This is a genomic window from Achromobacter ruhlandii (assembly GCF_902859695.1).
GTDB classification, from domain to species: Bacteria; Pseudomonadota; Gammaproteobacteria; order Burkholderiales; family Burkholderiaceae_B; genus Achromobacter; species Achromobacter ruhlandii.
On the sequence record NZ_CADIJL010000005.1, the window covers coordinates 259,871 to 274,587 of the forward strand.

At 68.0% G+C, this 14,717-nt stretch carries 12 protein-coding genes; 6 read left to right on the forward strand and 6 right to left on the reverse strand.

The window, feature by feature from the left end; all coding sequences use genetic code 11:
* Positions 1 to 56: 56 nt before the first annotated feature.
* Complete coding sequence (locus HV742_RS09550) at positions 57 to 1,502, forward strand: MFS transporter (protein ID WP_175144888.1); 1,446 nt, start codon at positions 57 to 59, stop codon at positions 1,500 to 1,502.
* A gap of 1 nt (position 1,503) precedes the next feature.
* Here HV742_RS09550 and proC read toward each other — a convergent pair whose 3' ends face one another.
* Both proC and HV742_RS09560 read right to left on the reverse strand, forming a co-directional pair.
* The gene (proC, locus tag HV742_RS09555; RefSeq protein WP_175144889.1) at positions 1,504 to 2,310 is read right to left on the reverse strand and encodes a pyrroline-5-carboxylate reductase; all 807 of its coding nucleotides are present in this window, start codon (positions 2,308 to 2,310) and stop codon (positions 1,504 to 1,506) included.
* Positions 2,311 to 2,327: 17 nt separating this feature from the next.
* Entirely contained in the window at positions 2,328 to 3,476 is a 1,149-nt protein-coding gene (locus tag HV742_RS09560; RefSeq protein ID WP_175144890.1) for an alpha-hydroxy acid oxidase, read from the reverse strand.
* A 220-nt stretch (positions 3,477 to 3,696) separates the two neighbouring features.
* Between HV742_RS09560 and HV742_RS09565 the strand changes: the two genes are divergently transcribed.
* The 5 genes from HV742_RS09565 to dapA are packed head-to-tail and all read left to right on the forward strand — an operon-like array spanning position 3,697 to position 10,076.
* Entirely contained in the window at positions 3,697 to 5,124 is a 1,428-nt protein-coding gene (locus tag HV742_RS09565; protein WP_175144891.1) for an FAD-binding oxidoreductase, read from the forward strand.
* A gap of 39 nt (positions 5,125 to 5,163) precedes the next feature.
* Positions 5,164 to 6,246 (forward strand): ABC transporter substrate-binding protein, encoded by a 1,083-nt coding sequence (locus tag HV742_RS09570; protein WP_054414558.1) that lies wholly within the window; start codon positions 5,164 to 5,166, stop codon positions 6,244 to 6,246.
* Between the two features lie 22 nt (positions 6,247 to 6,268).
* Positions 6,269 to 7,357 (forward strand): ABC transporter ATP-binding protein, encoded by a 1,089-nt coding sequence (locus tag HV742_RS09575; RefSeq protein ID WP_175144892.1) that lies wholly within the window; start codon positions 6,269 to 6,271, stop codon positions 7,355 to 7,357.
* Between the two features lie 4 nt (positions 7,358 to 7,361).
* Positions 7,362 to 9,137 (forward strand): ABC transporter permease subunit, encoded by a 1,776-nt coding sequence (locus HV742_RS09580; protein ID WP_049076536.1) that lies wholly within the window; start codon positions 7,362 to 7,364, stop codon positions 9,135 to 9,137.
* Between the two features lie 36 nt (positions 9,138 to 9,173).
* On the forward strand, positions 9,174 to 10,076 hold the full coding sequence (dapA, locus tag HV742_RS09585; protein WP_175144893.1) for a 4-hydroxy-tetrahydrodipicolinate synthase: 903 nt from the start codon (positions 9,174 to 9,176) through the stop codon (positions 10,074 to 10,076).
* A gap of 51 nt (positions 10,077 to 10,127) precedes the next feature.
* Here dapA and HV742_RS09590 read toward each other — a convergent pair whose 3' ends face one another.
* The 4 genes from HV742_RS09590 to HV742_RS09605 form a co-directional block, all read right to left on the reverse strand.
* Entirely contained in the window at positions 10,128 to 10,955 is an 828-nt protein-coding gene (locus tag HV742_RS09590) for an IclR family transcriptional regulator (RefSeq protein WP_175144894.1), read from the reverse strand.
* A gap of 248 nt (positions 10,956 to 11,203) precedes the next feature.
* On the reverse strand, positions 11,204 to 11,977 hold the full coding sequence (locus HV742_RS09595; RefSeq protein WP_049076541.1) for a phytanoyl-CoA dioxygenase family protein: 774 nt from the start codon (positions 11,975 to 11,977) through the stop codon (positions 11,204 to 11,206).
* 178 nt (positions 11,978 to 12,155) lie between these two features.
* Complete coding sequence (locus HV742_RS09600) at positions 12,156 to 13,268, reverse strand: AI-2E family transporter (RefSeq protein ID WP_049076543.1); 1,113 nt, start codon at positions 13,266 to 13,268, stop codon at positions 12,156 to 12,158.
* 194 nt (positions 13,269 to 13,462) lie between these two features.
* Positions 13,463 to 14,527: a LysR family transcriptional regulator gene (locus HV742_RS09605; RefSeq protein ID WP_049076545.1), complete on the reverse strand. Its 1,065-nt coding sequence runs from the start codon at positions 14,525 to 14,527 to the stop codon at positions 13,463 to 13,465.
* Between the last annotated feature and the right edge of the window lie 190 nt (positions 14,528 to 14,717).

Below are 14,717 nucleotides of genomic sequence, written 5' to 3' on the forward strand. Positions count from 1 at the left end.
ATAAGTCTGGAACAGCTCACAGAATAGCGCCGATCCCCACTCCCGCGGCCTAGTCCATGCCCTGCGCCACCCTGCCCTCGCCCTGCCCCGACACCTCCGCCCACCCCGCCACGCCGGGCCCGCTCGGCCTGGCCGTGCTGCTGTCCGGCGGCTTCATCACGATCTTCGACCTGTTCGTGGTCAACGTCGCCATCCCCAGCATGCAGCACACGCTGTCGGCCAGCTTCGCACAGATCAATTTCATCATCGTCGCCTACGAGCTGGCCTATGGCGTGCTGCTGATCGCCGGCAGCCGGCTCGGCGACCGCCATGGCCGCCGGCGCCTGTTCATGCTGGGCATGGCCGGCTTCGCGCTGGCCTCGGCGCTGTGCGGCCTGGCGCCCGATGCCAACACGCTGATCGGCGCGCGCGTGCTGCAGGGCGTGGCGGCGGCCATGCTGTTCCCGCAGGTCTACGCGCTGATCCGCGTCAGCTACGACGGCCACGCGCGACGCCGCGCCTTCGGCCTGCTCGGCATGACGCTGGGGCTGGCGGCCATCGCCGGCCAGGTGCTGGGCGGCTGGATCGTGCACGCCGACCTGTTCGGCCTGGCGTGGCGCACGATCTTCCTGGTGAACGTGCCGCTTGGCGTGCTGGCCTGGCGGCTGGCGCGCCACATCCCCGAATCGCGCGACGCCGCCGGCGCGCCGATGGACTGGGGCGGCTCGGCGCTGGTCGGCGCGGGACTGGGCCTGTTGCTGCTGGCGCTGGTCGAAGGCCCGGCGCGCCATTGGCCCGCGTGGACGCTGGCCTGCGGCGCGGCGGCGGTCGCGTTGCTGGCGCTGTTCGTGTGGACGCAGCGCCGCGCCGGCGCCGCCGGGCGCGTGCCGCTGGTCGATATGGCGCTGCTGGCGCAACCGCGATTCGCGGCAGGCTGCCTGCTGGTGACGCTGGTGTTCTCCACCGCCAGCGCGATGTTCCTGTGCTACGCCCTGCTGTTGCAGACCGGGCTGGGCGTGGACGCGCTGACAGCGGGCGCGGTGTTCGCCCCCGCGAGCGTCGGCTTCGTGGCCGGCTCGATGGCCGCGCCGCGACTCGTGGCGCGCTTCGGCACGCGCGCCATCATGGTGGCCGCGATGCTGTACGGCGGCGCCACGGCCGCGTTGATGTGGCAGGTGGACGCGGCCGGCGCCCTGCTCGCGCCCTGGTCGCTGGTGCCGGCGCTGATCTGGCTGGGCGCCGCGCAGGGCGCGGTCAATACACCGCTGGTCAACCTCGCGCTGGGGTTGGTGCAGGACCATCACGCGGGCATGGCCGCCGGCGTGGTCTCGACGCTGCAACAGGTCGGCGCGGCGCTGGGCGTGTCCGCCGCCGGCATGCTGTTCAGCGGCGCGCTGGACGCGCACGCCGACGCGGCGCTCGGCGATCGCTATGCGCGCGCGTTCGCCAGCGCCATGCAGTTCAACGTGGCGGCGATCGCCGCGTCGGTATTGCTGCTGTGGTGGCTGGGACGGCGGCGCTGACCTAGCCCGCCGACAATTCGCGCGCGCGTTGCTCGGCCTTGAGCGCCGCCTCGGTAATGGCGGGCGCCACGCCCGCCTCGCGCAGATGCGCCAGCGCAGCGTAGGTGGTGCCGCCCTTGGAGGTCACGCGTTCCTGCAGTTCGACCAGGGGCGCTTCGTCGCGCGCGGCCAGCTCGGCCGCGCCGCGAAACGCCGCCACCGACAGGCGGCGCGCATCGACCGCGCCAAAGCCCAGCGCCAGCGCCGCCTTTTCCAGCGCCGCCATGAAATGGAACACATAGCCCGGACCGCTGCCGGTCACGGCGGTGACCGCGTCGATCAGGATTTCGCGATCGACCCAGATGCGCTCGCCCACGGCGGCGAACAACGCGTCCACCAGCTCGCGCTGCGCCGCGCCGCAAGCCTGGCTGGCGTACAGGCCCGTCATGCCCAGCCCGACCTTGGCCGGCGTGTTGGGCATGGCGCGCACGATACGGGCATGGCCGTCCAGCCATTGCGACAAGGCCGTGAGATTGACGCCCGCCGCGATGCTGACCACTGTCGTCTGCGCGCGTAGATGCGCCTGGACTTGCCCGCACGCCTCGCGCAACACCTGCGGCTTGGTCGCCAGCACGCACAGCGCCGCGTCGGCGATCTCGGCGCCAACGCTCTCGCGGCACGTCACGCCGCGCGCGAGCAGGCCGGCGCGGGTGGGCCCGAAGGGTTCGATCACCAGGAAATCCGCCAGCTGGCGGCCCTGTCCGAGCAATCCCTCGATGATGGCGCTGGCCATGTTGCCGCCGCCGATGAAGACGATTTTTTCTTGCATGATCCTGATTCCTTTCCTCAATCGAAAATGGCCCGGCGCCTGCGCACCGCCGTGGCATCCAGCGCGCCAATGCGAGTGCGCCCGAGCAGCCGCAATGTGTTTTCCAGCTCGGCGCGCAGGATTGCCAGCACCTCGCCCGCGCCGCGCGGCCCCCGACCCGCCAGTCCATACAGCGGCGCGCGGCCCAGCAGCACCGCGCGCGCGCCCAGCGCCACCGCCTTGGCGATATCGCTGCCGCGCCGCACCCCGCCATCCACCAGCACGTCGAGCGACTGCCCCAGTTCGGCCGCGACCTCCGGCAGGACTTCGAGCGGGCAGGGAGCGCACTCCAGCTGCCTGCCGCCGTGGTTGGACAGCACGATGCCGTCCACGCCGCGCGCCTTGGCCCGGCGCGCATCGGCCAGCGTCTGGATGCCCTTGATGACGATGCGGCCGCGCCACCGGCGGCGCAGCCAGTCGATGTCGTCCCAGGTCAAGGCCAGGTCCATCTGGCGGCTCAGGGCGGACGCCTGTTCCGTGATGTTCTCCCGCGCGTTGGAACTGACGGCCAGGTTCTTCAGTTGCGGCCCGCCGCCGCGCAGCATGCGCCAGCACCAGCCCGGATGCGCCGCCAGGTCCAGCAGCAAGCGGCCGGAAGGACGCAGCGGCAGTTGGAAGCCGTTGCGCTTGTCATGGTCGCGATTGCCATGCACCGGCACGTCGACCGTCAGGAACAGCGCCGTGTAGCCGCTGCTCCAGGCCCGGTCCATCAGGTGTTCGGCGATACGGCGGTCGCGCTGCACGTACAACTGCAACCACAGCTCGCCCGCGCCCGCCGCGCGCACTTCCTCCAGCAGCGAGGTCGATGCGGTGGACAGCACGAACGGCAGCCCCGCTCGATGCGCGGCGCGCGCCAGGTGCACGTCCGCGTCGGGCCAGAACAGCCCGTTCAGGCCCGTCGGCCCGACGATCGCGGGCATGGCCGCGGCCGCGCCCAGGACGGTGGTTTGCAGCTGGCAGTCGGTGACGTCCGCCAGCACCTCGGGCACGAATTCCAGCGCGCCGAAGGCGGCCACGTTGCGCCGCAACGAGGCGCCGTCCTCGGCGCCCCCGTCCAGATAATCGAAGGCCAGCCGAGGCAGTCGCTTGCGCGCCTGCGCCCGGTAATCCATCACGCTGGGCAGCATCTCTCTTCCTTGTTGGCGGGAATCCGATTAAATTACATATCGAACGTATCGATTGTATTTCGATTGTTTTTTTAGACGATTGCCAGGATGTTCCGCCCTAGGACATACCCTCAATTCAATCGTTATACGATTACTTAAATCGAAAAGCGATTTAAGTAATCGTATGCTGTGTCTCAACGTGATCGGCTTTTCTACCCCCGATCTCCATGGGACGACAGACATGACCACAGGCACCTCCCTGCTCGATGCGCTCATCCAGGCCTTGGGCGACAGCGCGATCCTGCGCACCGACACCGACATGGCCGGCTACACCGAAGACTGGCGCGGCCGCTACAAGGGCGCGGCGCTCTGCGTGGCCCTGCCGAATTCCACGCAGCAGGTCGCCGACATCGTGCGCCTGTGCAACGCCCACGCCGCCCCCGTGCTGCCGCAAGGCGGCAACACCAGCCTGTGCGGCGGCGCGGTGCCGGACGAAGCGGGCCCGCCCCCCGTCATCGTCAATCTCTCCCGCCTGCGCCAGATCCGCCGCGTGGACCCGGCCAACAACTCGATGGAAGTCGAAGCCGGCTGCGTGCTGGCCGCCGTGCAGCAGGCCGCCGCGGAACAGGGCCGCCTGTATCCCATCAGCCTGGGCGCGGAAGGTTCATGCCAGATCGGCGGCACCATCGCCACCAACGCCGGCGGCACCGGCGTGCTGCGCTACGGCAATACGCGCGACAACATCCTGGGCCTGGAGGTCGTGCTGCCCGACGGCTCCATCTGGAACGGCCTGACCGCCCTGCGCAAGAACAATACGGGTTTCGACTTGAAGCACCTGTTCATCGGCGCCGAAGGCACCTTGGGCATCGTGACCGCGGCCGTGCTGAAGCTGCACCCGCTGCCCACCCGCCACGCCATCGCCTGGCTGGCGCCCACCGATCCCCAGGCCGCGCTCGATATCCTGGGCCTGTTCCAACAGCAGTGCGGCTCGCGCCTGTCCGCCTTCGAGATGATCGACAGCAATCAGCTGGACATCGTCATGACGCACGTGCCCGGGCGCAAGAATCCGCTCAGCGGCGCGCATCCGTGGCATGTGCTGGTGGAGCTGTCGGACACCGGCGGCGGGACGGAACTGCAGGACGTGCTGCAGCAGATCCTGGAGCAGGCGTCCGAACAGGGCCTGCTGCACGATGCCGTGGTGGCCAGCAACGACAGCCAGCGCGCCGCGCTCTGGGAAGTCCGCCACAGCGTCTCGGAAGGCAACAAGAAAGCGGGCGTGGGCCTGACCACCGACAGCGCGGTGCCCGTCTCGAGCGTGCCGCGGTTCATCGCCGCCGCCACCGACGCCGTGCGCCGCCTGGTGCCCGACCTGCCCATCCTGATCGTCGCCCACCTGGGCGACGGCAACGTCCACTTCATTCCGTTTTTCACGTTCGACGCCTGGAACGCGCTGCCCGAGCGCGACGCCATGGCGGCCGCCATCCGCCGCGCCGTCAACGACGTGGCCGACGCGCTGGGCGGCACCTTCAGCGCCGAGCATGGCGTGGGCCGCACGTCGCTGGCCGAAATGGCGCACTACAAGTCCCCGGTCGAACTGGCCATGATGCGCACGCTGAAAGCCAGCTTCGATCCCGCCGCCCTCTTCAATCCCGGTCGCTTGCTGCCCTGAAGCCGCCCTTCCCGTCCGCCGTCCCGCTGGAGCCCTTCCATGAAATCCCCCTCCTACAACGCCTCGCGCCGCCGCGCGCTCAAGACCGCCGCCGCCGGCGTCGCCACCCTGGCCATGCCCATGATCTGGACGCCGTCGCGCGCGGCCTCCAAGCGCATCGTCGTGCGCGATGACGGCGGCATCTACAGCAAGGCCTATGGCGCGGTGTTCTACAAGCCGTTCACGGACGCCACCGGCATCCAGGTGGTGGGCGTGCAGGCCAACGCCGAGCCCACCGCGCAGATCCGCAGCATGGTGGACACCGGCAACTACACCTGGGACATGGCCAAGATCAGCCAGCCCGCCATCCTGATGCTCACCGAAGGCGGCAAGGTCTATCTGGAAAAACATGGCCTGGAATCGGACCCGGTCGTGGCCACCATCCCCAAGCAATACATGTCGCCCTATGGCGTGGGCAACAACGTCTACACCACGGTGCTGGCCTATCGCACCGACGCCTTCAAGGGCCGCCGCGCCCCGGCGTCGTGGGCGGACTTCTGGGACGTCAAGAACATCCCCGGCCGGCGCGGCCTGCGCAAGCATCCGTTCGACACCATCGAGGAAGCGCTGATGGCCGACGGCGTGCCGACCGACAAGGTCTACCCCTGCGACATCGACCGCGCCCTGGCCAGCCTGGACAAGATCAAGCCGTCGGTCGATGTGTGGTGGAACACCGGCGCGCAGGTCGAGCAGATGCTGGGCTCCGGCGAAGTCGACATGATCGCCACCTGGGTTTCCCGCGCGCAATCGGCCATCGCCAACGGCGCGCCCGTGCAGATCGTGTGGGACCAGAACATCTGGGGTTGCGACAACTGGTCGATCCTGAAAGGCACGCCCAACGCCGACGCCTGCCGCGAATTCATCAAGTTCGCCTCGGACCCCAAGCGCCAGGCCGCGCTGGTCGAGTTCTTCGCCGCCGGCGTGACCCAACCCGCCGCGTTCGATCACATCAAACCCGACGTGGCGCGCAATTGCCCGACCCACCCCGACAACATCAAGACCGGCCTGCACATCAACGCCGCCTACTGGCTGGACAAGCAGCGCGACGTGCTCGAGCGCTTCAACGGTTGGGTCTTGAAGTAACACCTTGCATACGCCGAACACCATGTCTTCTTCCAATCTGCAGATCTCGGGCCTGGGCAAGCGCTACGGCGATTTCGTCGCCCTGGCGCCCACGCACCTGGATGTCGCCCGCGGCGAATTCCTGACCCTGCTGGGCCCGTCCGGGTCCGGCAAGACCACGCTGCTGAGCCTGATCGCGGGCCTGGCCAGGCCCGACGAAGGCCGCGTGCTGATCGACGGCAACGACGTCACCCACGGCGCGCCGTACGAGCGGGACATCGGCATGGTGTTCCAGAACTATGCGCTGTTCCCGCACATGACCATCCTGGAGAACATCGCCTTTCCGCTGAAGATGCGCAAGGTGCCGGCGGCCGAGGCGAAGCGGCGCGCGCAGGAAGCGCTGGACATGGTGCGGCTGCCGCAGGTCGGCGCGCGCCTGCCGCGCGAACTGTCGGGCGGCCAGCAGCAGCGCATCGCGCTGGCGCGCTGCATGGTCTACCGCCCCGCGATCATCCTGATGGACGAACCGCTGGGCGCGCTGGACAAGAAGCTGCGCGACCAGATGCAACTGGAGATCAAGCGCATCCACCGCGAACTGGGCACCACCATCGTCTACGTGACGCATGACCAGGAAGAGGCCATGACCATGTCCGATCGCATCTGCCTGATGAATGGCGGCGCGATCGAGCAACTGGGCACGCCAGCCGACCTGTACTTCCGTCCACGCACCCTGTTCGTGGCGGACTTCCTGGGCGAATCCAACCTGCTGCGGGGCGAGGTCACGGCCATCGACGGCCCCACCTTGACGGTCAGGTTGACGCAGCAGGGCGTCACCGGGCAGGCCCTGTCCAACGGCGCCGCGATCAAGGTCGGCCAGAAGGTCACGCTGATGGTGCGGCCGCAGAACCTGCAGGCCGGCCCCGCCCGGGAGCACGGCCAGGCCCTGACCGGCAGGCTGCTCGACGTGATGGTGACCGGCAGCCTGACCAAGCTCTATCTGGATTCGGGCGCGCCCGACAGCGCCCCGCTCGTGGTCGCCTACCCCACGCGCCGCCAGGCCGAGCAGTACGCCATCGGCCAGCCGCTGTCGGTGACCTGGCAGGCCGCCGACGCGGTCGCCATCGCGGAGTGAGCGCATGAGCCCCCTCGCCCCTCCCCGCAAGCGCATGAGCCAGGGCCGCCGCCATTTCCTCATGGCCGCGCCGCTGGCGATCCTGTTGCTGGTGCTGCTGATCTATCCGGTCGGCCAGTTGCTGCTGCTGAGCTTCTACGGCGACCAGGGCTTCTCGCTGGCGCAATACCACCGGCTGTTCGAGTCGTCGGTGTATGTCAACGTGCTGCTCATCACGCTGAAGATCTCGCTTTGGACGACCTTCTTTGCCGTGGTGGCCGGCTACCCGGTCGCCTACCTGATCTCCAGCCTGTCGGCCCGGCGCAAGACGTCGCTGCTGTTCTGGGTGTTGCTGTCGTTCTGGACCAGCTTCCTGGTGCGCACCTTCGCGTGGGTCGTGCTGCTGGGCCGCAACGGCGTGGTCAACCAGATGCTGCAGGCGCTGGGCATCCTGGATGCGCCGGCCAACCTGCTCTACAACTTCGGCAGCGTGCTGGTCGGCATGGTGCATGCGCTGATGCCGCTGGCGGTGCTGACGATGCTGTCGGTCATGGAGAACATCGACCGCAACCTGCCGCGCGCCGCGTCCACCCTGGGCGCGCGCCCGGGCACCGCGTTCTGGAAGATCTACTTCCCGCTGTCCATGCCCGGCGTGGCCGCCGCGGCCATCATGGTGTTCGTCACCGCCATCGGCTTTTTCATCACCCCGGCGCTGCTGGGCGGCCGCAAGGAGACGATGATCACCCAGATCATCATCGACCAGGTGCAGCAGACCATGAACTGGGAATTCGCCGGCGCGGTGTCGGTGCTGCTGCTGGTGGTGGTGCTGGCCGTGTTCGCGCTGTACGACCGGATACTCGGCCTGTCGACCATGACCGGCGCCGGCGCCTCGCGCCCCCGCGCCTCGGCCAAGCCCGGCCTGGCGCGCCGCGCGGGCGAGGCCCTGCTGGACCTGCTGGCCGCGCTGTCCGACCGCCTGTTCTCGCTGCTGCCCACGCGCCTGCGCCGTTCGGTGTCGGGCACCGGCCAATCGCGCACCCTGTGGTGGATCGTGCTGGCGGTGCTGGCCTTCCTGTCCGCGCCCGCCTTCCTGATGATCCCGCTGTCGTTCGATTCCGGTTCCGGCCTGACCTGGCCGCCCAAGGGCTTTTCGCTGCAATGGTACGAGCAGATGTTCACGTCGCCGGTGTGGATGCAGGCCATCACGCGCTCGCTGGTCGTGGGCGTGGGCACCGGCCTGCTGGCCATGCTGATCGGCACGCCGGCCGCCTTCCTGCTGGTGCGCGCCGACATGCGCGGCAAATCCGCCATGCTGGCCTTCGTGCTGTCGCCCATCGTGGTGCCGCGCATGATCATCGCGGTGGGCATGTTCTATTTCTTCGCCCGCGTCGGCCTGGTCGGTTCGACCGTCGGCCTGATCCTGGCGCACACGGTGGTGGCGGTGCCGTACGTGGTGATCACCATGATGGCGGTGCTGCGCAACTACGACACGCGCCTGGACCTGGCGGCGCAGAGCCTGGGCGCGGGCCCCTGGGCGACCTTGCGCTTCGTGACCTTCCCGATCCTTGGCGCGGGGCTGATGTCATCGTTCCTGTTCGCTTTCGCGACTTCGTTCGACGAGCTGACGATCGCGCTGTTCGCCTCGGGCGGCCTGAACGCCACCCTGCCCAAGCAGTTCTGGGATGAGGTGACGCTGCAGATCTCCCCGGTGATCGCCGCCGTGTCCACCTGCCTGTTTATCTTCATCGCCGCGCTGATCTGGCTCGCCGACCGGCTGCGCCGCCGCAGCCTGGCGGGCTGAGACGCGGCGCCGTTTCCCTTCCATCAGGATTTTTCCATGTTGAATGCAAGCCACCTGCGCGGCGTGTTTCCCGCGATTCCCACCCCAGTCAACGCCGACGACACCATCAACGCCCCGGCGGCCCAGGCGCTGATCGCCTACCTGCTCAAGCAGGGCATCGACGGCATCGTGCCGCTGGGCGGCACGGGTGAATACGGTGCTTTGGCGCGGGCCGAACGCATCCGCATGTGCCAGTTGACGGTGAATGCCGTGGCCAAGCGCGTGCCGGTGATCCCCGGCGTGCTGGACCCGGGCTTTCACGACGCCCTGCAGGCCGGCCGCGAATTCGCCGACGCGGGCGCCGACGCGCTGATGGTGCTGACGCCCTACTACACGACCCCCACCCAGGCCGGCATCCGCGACTATTTCCTGCGCTACGCCGACGCATCGCCGCTGCCGGTGATGATCTACGAGATCCCGTATCGCACGCGCATCGCGATCGCGCCGGAAGTGCTGCACGAACTGTCGCGCCACCCGAACATCATCGGCATGAAGGCCTGCAACACGGACATGTACCACTTCCTGCGCACGGTGGCCGGCGTGGACGAATCGTTCGCCGTGTTCAGCGGCGAGGACACGCTGCTGCCGGTTCACCTGGCCGCCGGCGCCCAAGGCGGGATCGTGGTGACGGCGAGCCTGCTGCCCAAGGCCTGGCGCAAGGTCTATGACCTGGCCGCCGCGGGCCGCACGCGCGACGCCATGCTGCTGCACCGCCGCCTGATCCCGCTGATGAACCTCGCGTTCGCCGAGACCAATCCCGGACCGATGAAGTCCGTGATGGACCTGATCGGCGTCGATGCGCCGGAAGTCCTGGATCCCCTGGTGCAGCCCGGGGCCGACCTGCAGGCGTCCTTGCGGGCGGTGGTCAAGCCGTTGCTGGCGGAGTTCGAAGGCGTTTGAGACAGGCGCTTCGGGAAGGACTGGGCGCGATCGATCGATGGCGCCCGGCCCTTACCTCGAATACGCCGAGAACTTGGACTTGGAGATGGACGTGGCCGCCACCTGCACGTGCTGCGCCAACTCCGCCTCGACCCTGGCAACGGTCCATCGCGTCGTCGGCACGGAGATGTTGATCGCCGCCACCGCCAATCCGCGATGATCGATCACCGGCGCCGCCACCGAAATATCTCCCAGTACCGTTTCGTTCACGATGATCGCGTAGCCCTTCTCGGCCACGCGCTGCGCGCGCTCGAGCAGCTTGTCGGGATTGACTTCCGTGTAGGGCGTGATCGGCTCCAGGCGGGTCCGCGCCAGGATTTCGCGGCGCTGCTCATCCGACAGGCGTGACAGGATCGCCGTGCCCGACGCGGTGAAAAAGGCCGGCAGGCGGCTGCCCACGGCGATGTCCACGTTGACCAGGTGATGGCCGGGAAAGCGGGCCACGAACACGATCTCGTGCCCGTCCAGTTCTTGCAGGTTGGTGGTTTCGCCCAGGGTGCGGCTGATGTCCAGCAGATAGGGCGACGCCTTGTCGATCAACTCATTGGCGCGCACGTAGTTGTACGAGAACTGCAGCACCTTCGGCGTCAGTCCGTAATTGCGCGTGTCCGGAATGCGGCGCAGATAGCCCAGCATTTCCAGCGTGTAGACCAGGCGTTGCGTCGCGCTGCGGTCCACGCCCGACGCGCGCGCGATGTCGGCCAGCGTCATGTGGCGCTTGGGGCCGTCGAAAGCATGCAACACCTGGAAGGCTTTTTCGGTCGAGCCTACAAACAGCGAAGACCGGGTCTCGGTCGCCGCCTGCGTCTTGTCCGTATCGTCGGGCTTGCTTTTGGGCACGGGAAACAGCCTATTGAGGAAGGAACGTGCGCGCAGGTTGGAAGGCGCGGTTGCCAGCTTGCCGGCGGCAATCACGCGTATCGCACACCATTTAATTGTAATTCAATTATTAATAGCAAATTCCAATTATCAAATGCGGCAGGCGCCCGTTGGATATCCGCTCGCGTGGCAACCCTGCGGCCCCCGTGCGTCGACAGCGCCGCCAGCCCGCGGCGCCTCCCCCGATCCAAGCGCCGGCAGGCCCGCCGTCAATCCGCCGCGGCCAACGGCACGCCCGGCTGGCTGGCCGATCGCGTGCCTGGCAACGGATGGCAAGACTGGGGATGATACGTGTGCACCAGCGACAGCTTGACGCGATCGCTGCGGTTGCCCTGCGCCGCATGCAACGTGCGGCAATGGAAGAACACCAGGTCGCCAGCGCGCAGCTCGGGGCAGACGGCGCGCGCGATCCACTCGGCGTTTTCGGGCGCGTCGTCGCGGAAGAATTTCTGTTCGTCGAACTGCGCGGGCTGGAACGCGGCCGCGTGCGACCCGGGGATGAACGACAGGCCGCCGTTGTCCCAGGTTTCGTCGCCCAGCGCCAGCCAACAGGACACCAGATCGGTGTCGGAGAACGACCAGTAGCGGATGTCCTGGTGCCAGCCGGTCAGGCTGCCATAGGCCGGATGCTTGGTCATCACGCAGTTGTGGTGCACGGTGGACAGCACCGGCGTCTCGCCGAAATAACGGGCCAGCGATTGCCCGATGCGCGCATGGGTGGCCCATTGCGCGAACAACGGATCGCGCCCGTAGGCGCTGAGCAGGCGCCGCACGGTCAGGCCGCCTTCGGCGTTGCGCGACTCGGGCGCGCCGGGATAGCGCAGGTCCGCCTCGTACTCGATGGGCGCGATGTGCTCGCGCAAATGTCGCTCGGCCAGCGCGCGCAGCGCCGCCACCTCGGCCGGGTCGGCGAACTGGCGCGCGACCACGAAACCCTGCTCGCGCAGGACCGCTAACTCATCTTCTTGCAACGACGCGGACATGATGAACCTGCCAACCCCTCGGACCCCGCGGCGTAAGCTGCAAAGCGTCTGCGCACAGGGCAGGCGCGTGCCGGACGAGGCGCCGGCGAGCGCGGGGAGAGCTAGATTACACCCAAATGCGCGGGCGGCCGGTTGTTCTCAGCCGCCCGGACGCCAGGCGCCAGGCCGCGCGGCGGCGCTAGCCCCCGGCCGGCGTGTTGTCGGTTGACGCGCTGGCCCGGAGCCGGGCGGTATCGCGCTCGACTTCCTCGTGGTGCACCCATTCGCGCCACACCGCCACCAGCAGCGCCATCAGCACCGGGCCCACGAACAGCCCGACGATGCCCATGGTCTTGACGCCGCCCACCAGGCCGAAGAAGGTCGGCAGGAATGGCAGCTTGACCGGGCCGCCCACCAGGCGCGGCCGCAGCGTCTTGTCGACGATGAACAGTTCGACGCTGCCCCACACCATTAGCGCGATGCCCGCCACCATGTGGCCGGAACCGACCAGATACAGCGACACCAGCGTGAACGACAGCGGCGCGCCGCCGGGGATCAGGGCCATGAAGCCGGTGACCACGCCCAGCAGCACCGGCGACGGCACGCCCGCGACCCAGTAGGCGATGCCCAGCACCACGCCCTCGCCCAATGCGATCAGGCCCATGCCGGTGACGGTGGAGTTGATGGTGGCCGGCACCACGCGCGAGAAACGCTGCCAGCGCGCCGGCAGGATGCGTTCGCCCAGCACGTCCAGTTGCGCCACCATGCGCACGCCGTCCTTGTAGACGAAGAACAGCGTGATCAGCATGAACAGCACGGTCAGCAGCAGCTGGAACACGTTGCCGGTGGCGGCCAGCACCATGCGGTAGATGTTGCCCAGGTGTTCGCCGCTGACGGCTTCGACCAGCGCGCCCAGCGCATGCGGCTGGCCGATGTAGGCCTGCCAGTATTCGGAAAGCCGGTCACCGACCACCGGCATCGAGGTGATCCAGTTGGGAACGTCGACCCCGTGCCGGTTGGCGGCGATGGCCCAGGCGAAGAAGGTGCTGGCTTCCTTGATGGCATACGACAGCGCCAGCGACATCGGCACGATCAGCACCACGACCACCACCAGCAGCGCCAGCGACGCGGCCAGCGCGGTGCGGCCGCCGCAGCGTTCGACCAGCCGCTGGTACAGCGGCCAACTGGCCAGGCCGATGATCAGCGCGGCCAGCGCGGGCACCAGGAAGCCGCTGAGGAAATACACCCCCGCCAACAGGACGAGCAGTAAAAGCCAACGGGCGATCAGGTAAGCGGGGAGGACGGGCTGCATGGAGCGGATCGACAGTGAATGCGTTGAGGCTTTGACTGTCGGACTATACAGACGTTTCGCAAAATACGAGGGACGCAAGGCCTGTATTTACTACGGGGTTTCCCCTGATTTTCCGGGATTTTGCCGGCGAATTACCGGCGAATTGCCCGCGTGGCGGACCCACGGGGCCCGCCACCTTGGCCACGGCGATTCGCCTAGAGGGCGTACTCGGCGGCCTCTTCGCGCGCGGTGCGGCGACGCGGCAGCGGATCGTTGGCGGCGGCCACGCCCGCCACGGCCATCTGCTTGGCCTGGCTGATCTGGCGCTGCTGGAACACGCCGCAGCTGGCGGCGGCCGGATCGGTCTCGTCGCGGCCGCTGAGCAGCGGGCAGCTGGCGAACAGTTCGGCCGCCCAGTCGGCGAACGCGCGCACTTTGGGCGACAGCTGGCGGCTTTGCGGATACAGCACCGAGATCGCGGTGGCGCTGGGCTTCCATTGCGGCAGCACCTCGATCAGCTCGCCCGATTGCAGGTACGGCAGCGCCATGTAGCGCGGCGTCTGGATCAGGCCGAAGCCCTTCAGGCCGCAGTCCAGGTAGGCGCCGGCTTCGTTCACCGCCACGGTGCCGCGCATGTCCACTTCCTGGTGCTTGCCGTCGATCTTGAAATCCCAGGCGCAGTTGCGGCCGGTGCGGCTGGAGAAATAATGCACCGCGTGGTGATTGCGCAGTTCCTCGATGGTCTGCGGCATGCCATGGCGCGCAACGTAAGTCGGCGAGGCGCAGGTCACGGTCTGCAGGGTGCCGATGCGGCGCGCCACCAGGCTGGAATCTTCCAGGTCGCCGGCGCGGATGACGCAGTCGACGGCCTCCTGCACCATGTCCACCGGCCGGTCGCCCAGGCCGAGCACCAGCTCGACGTCGGGGTACTTGTCGTGGAAATCACACAATGAGGGGATCAGGATCAGCCGGCCGATACAGGTCGGCACGTCGATGCGCAGCCGGCCCTTCAGGCGCAGCGCCGCTTCCTGGAAGCAGGCCTCGGTTTCCTCGACATCGGCCAGGATGCGCACGCAGTGCTGGTAGTAGCCCGCGCCGTCGGGCGTCAGGCCGATGCGGCGGGTGGTGCGGTTGAGCAGGCGCACGCCCAGCAGGCGTTCGAGATTCTGGATGATGGTGGTGACGGTGGTGCGCGGAAGCGAGAGGCTGTCGGCCGCCCGGGTGAAGCTATTGGCGTCCACGACGCGCACAAACACCTGCATAGCCTGAAAACGGTCCATGGCGACGGTGTCCTATAAGGGCAATTTGGTCGGGGTGTACGGAGCATAACCCGAATTCGGCCAGGATTAGACAAATCCACCGAACAGTGTTGCCGAGATAGCAGTGTTTATCCGCGCCGGCAAAACACTCAGAATGCAAACCATCTTGAAGTGCCCTTGCCGCCCGGCGCCATCCCCAGGGCCTGTCAAT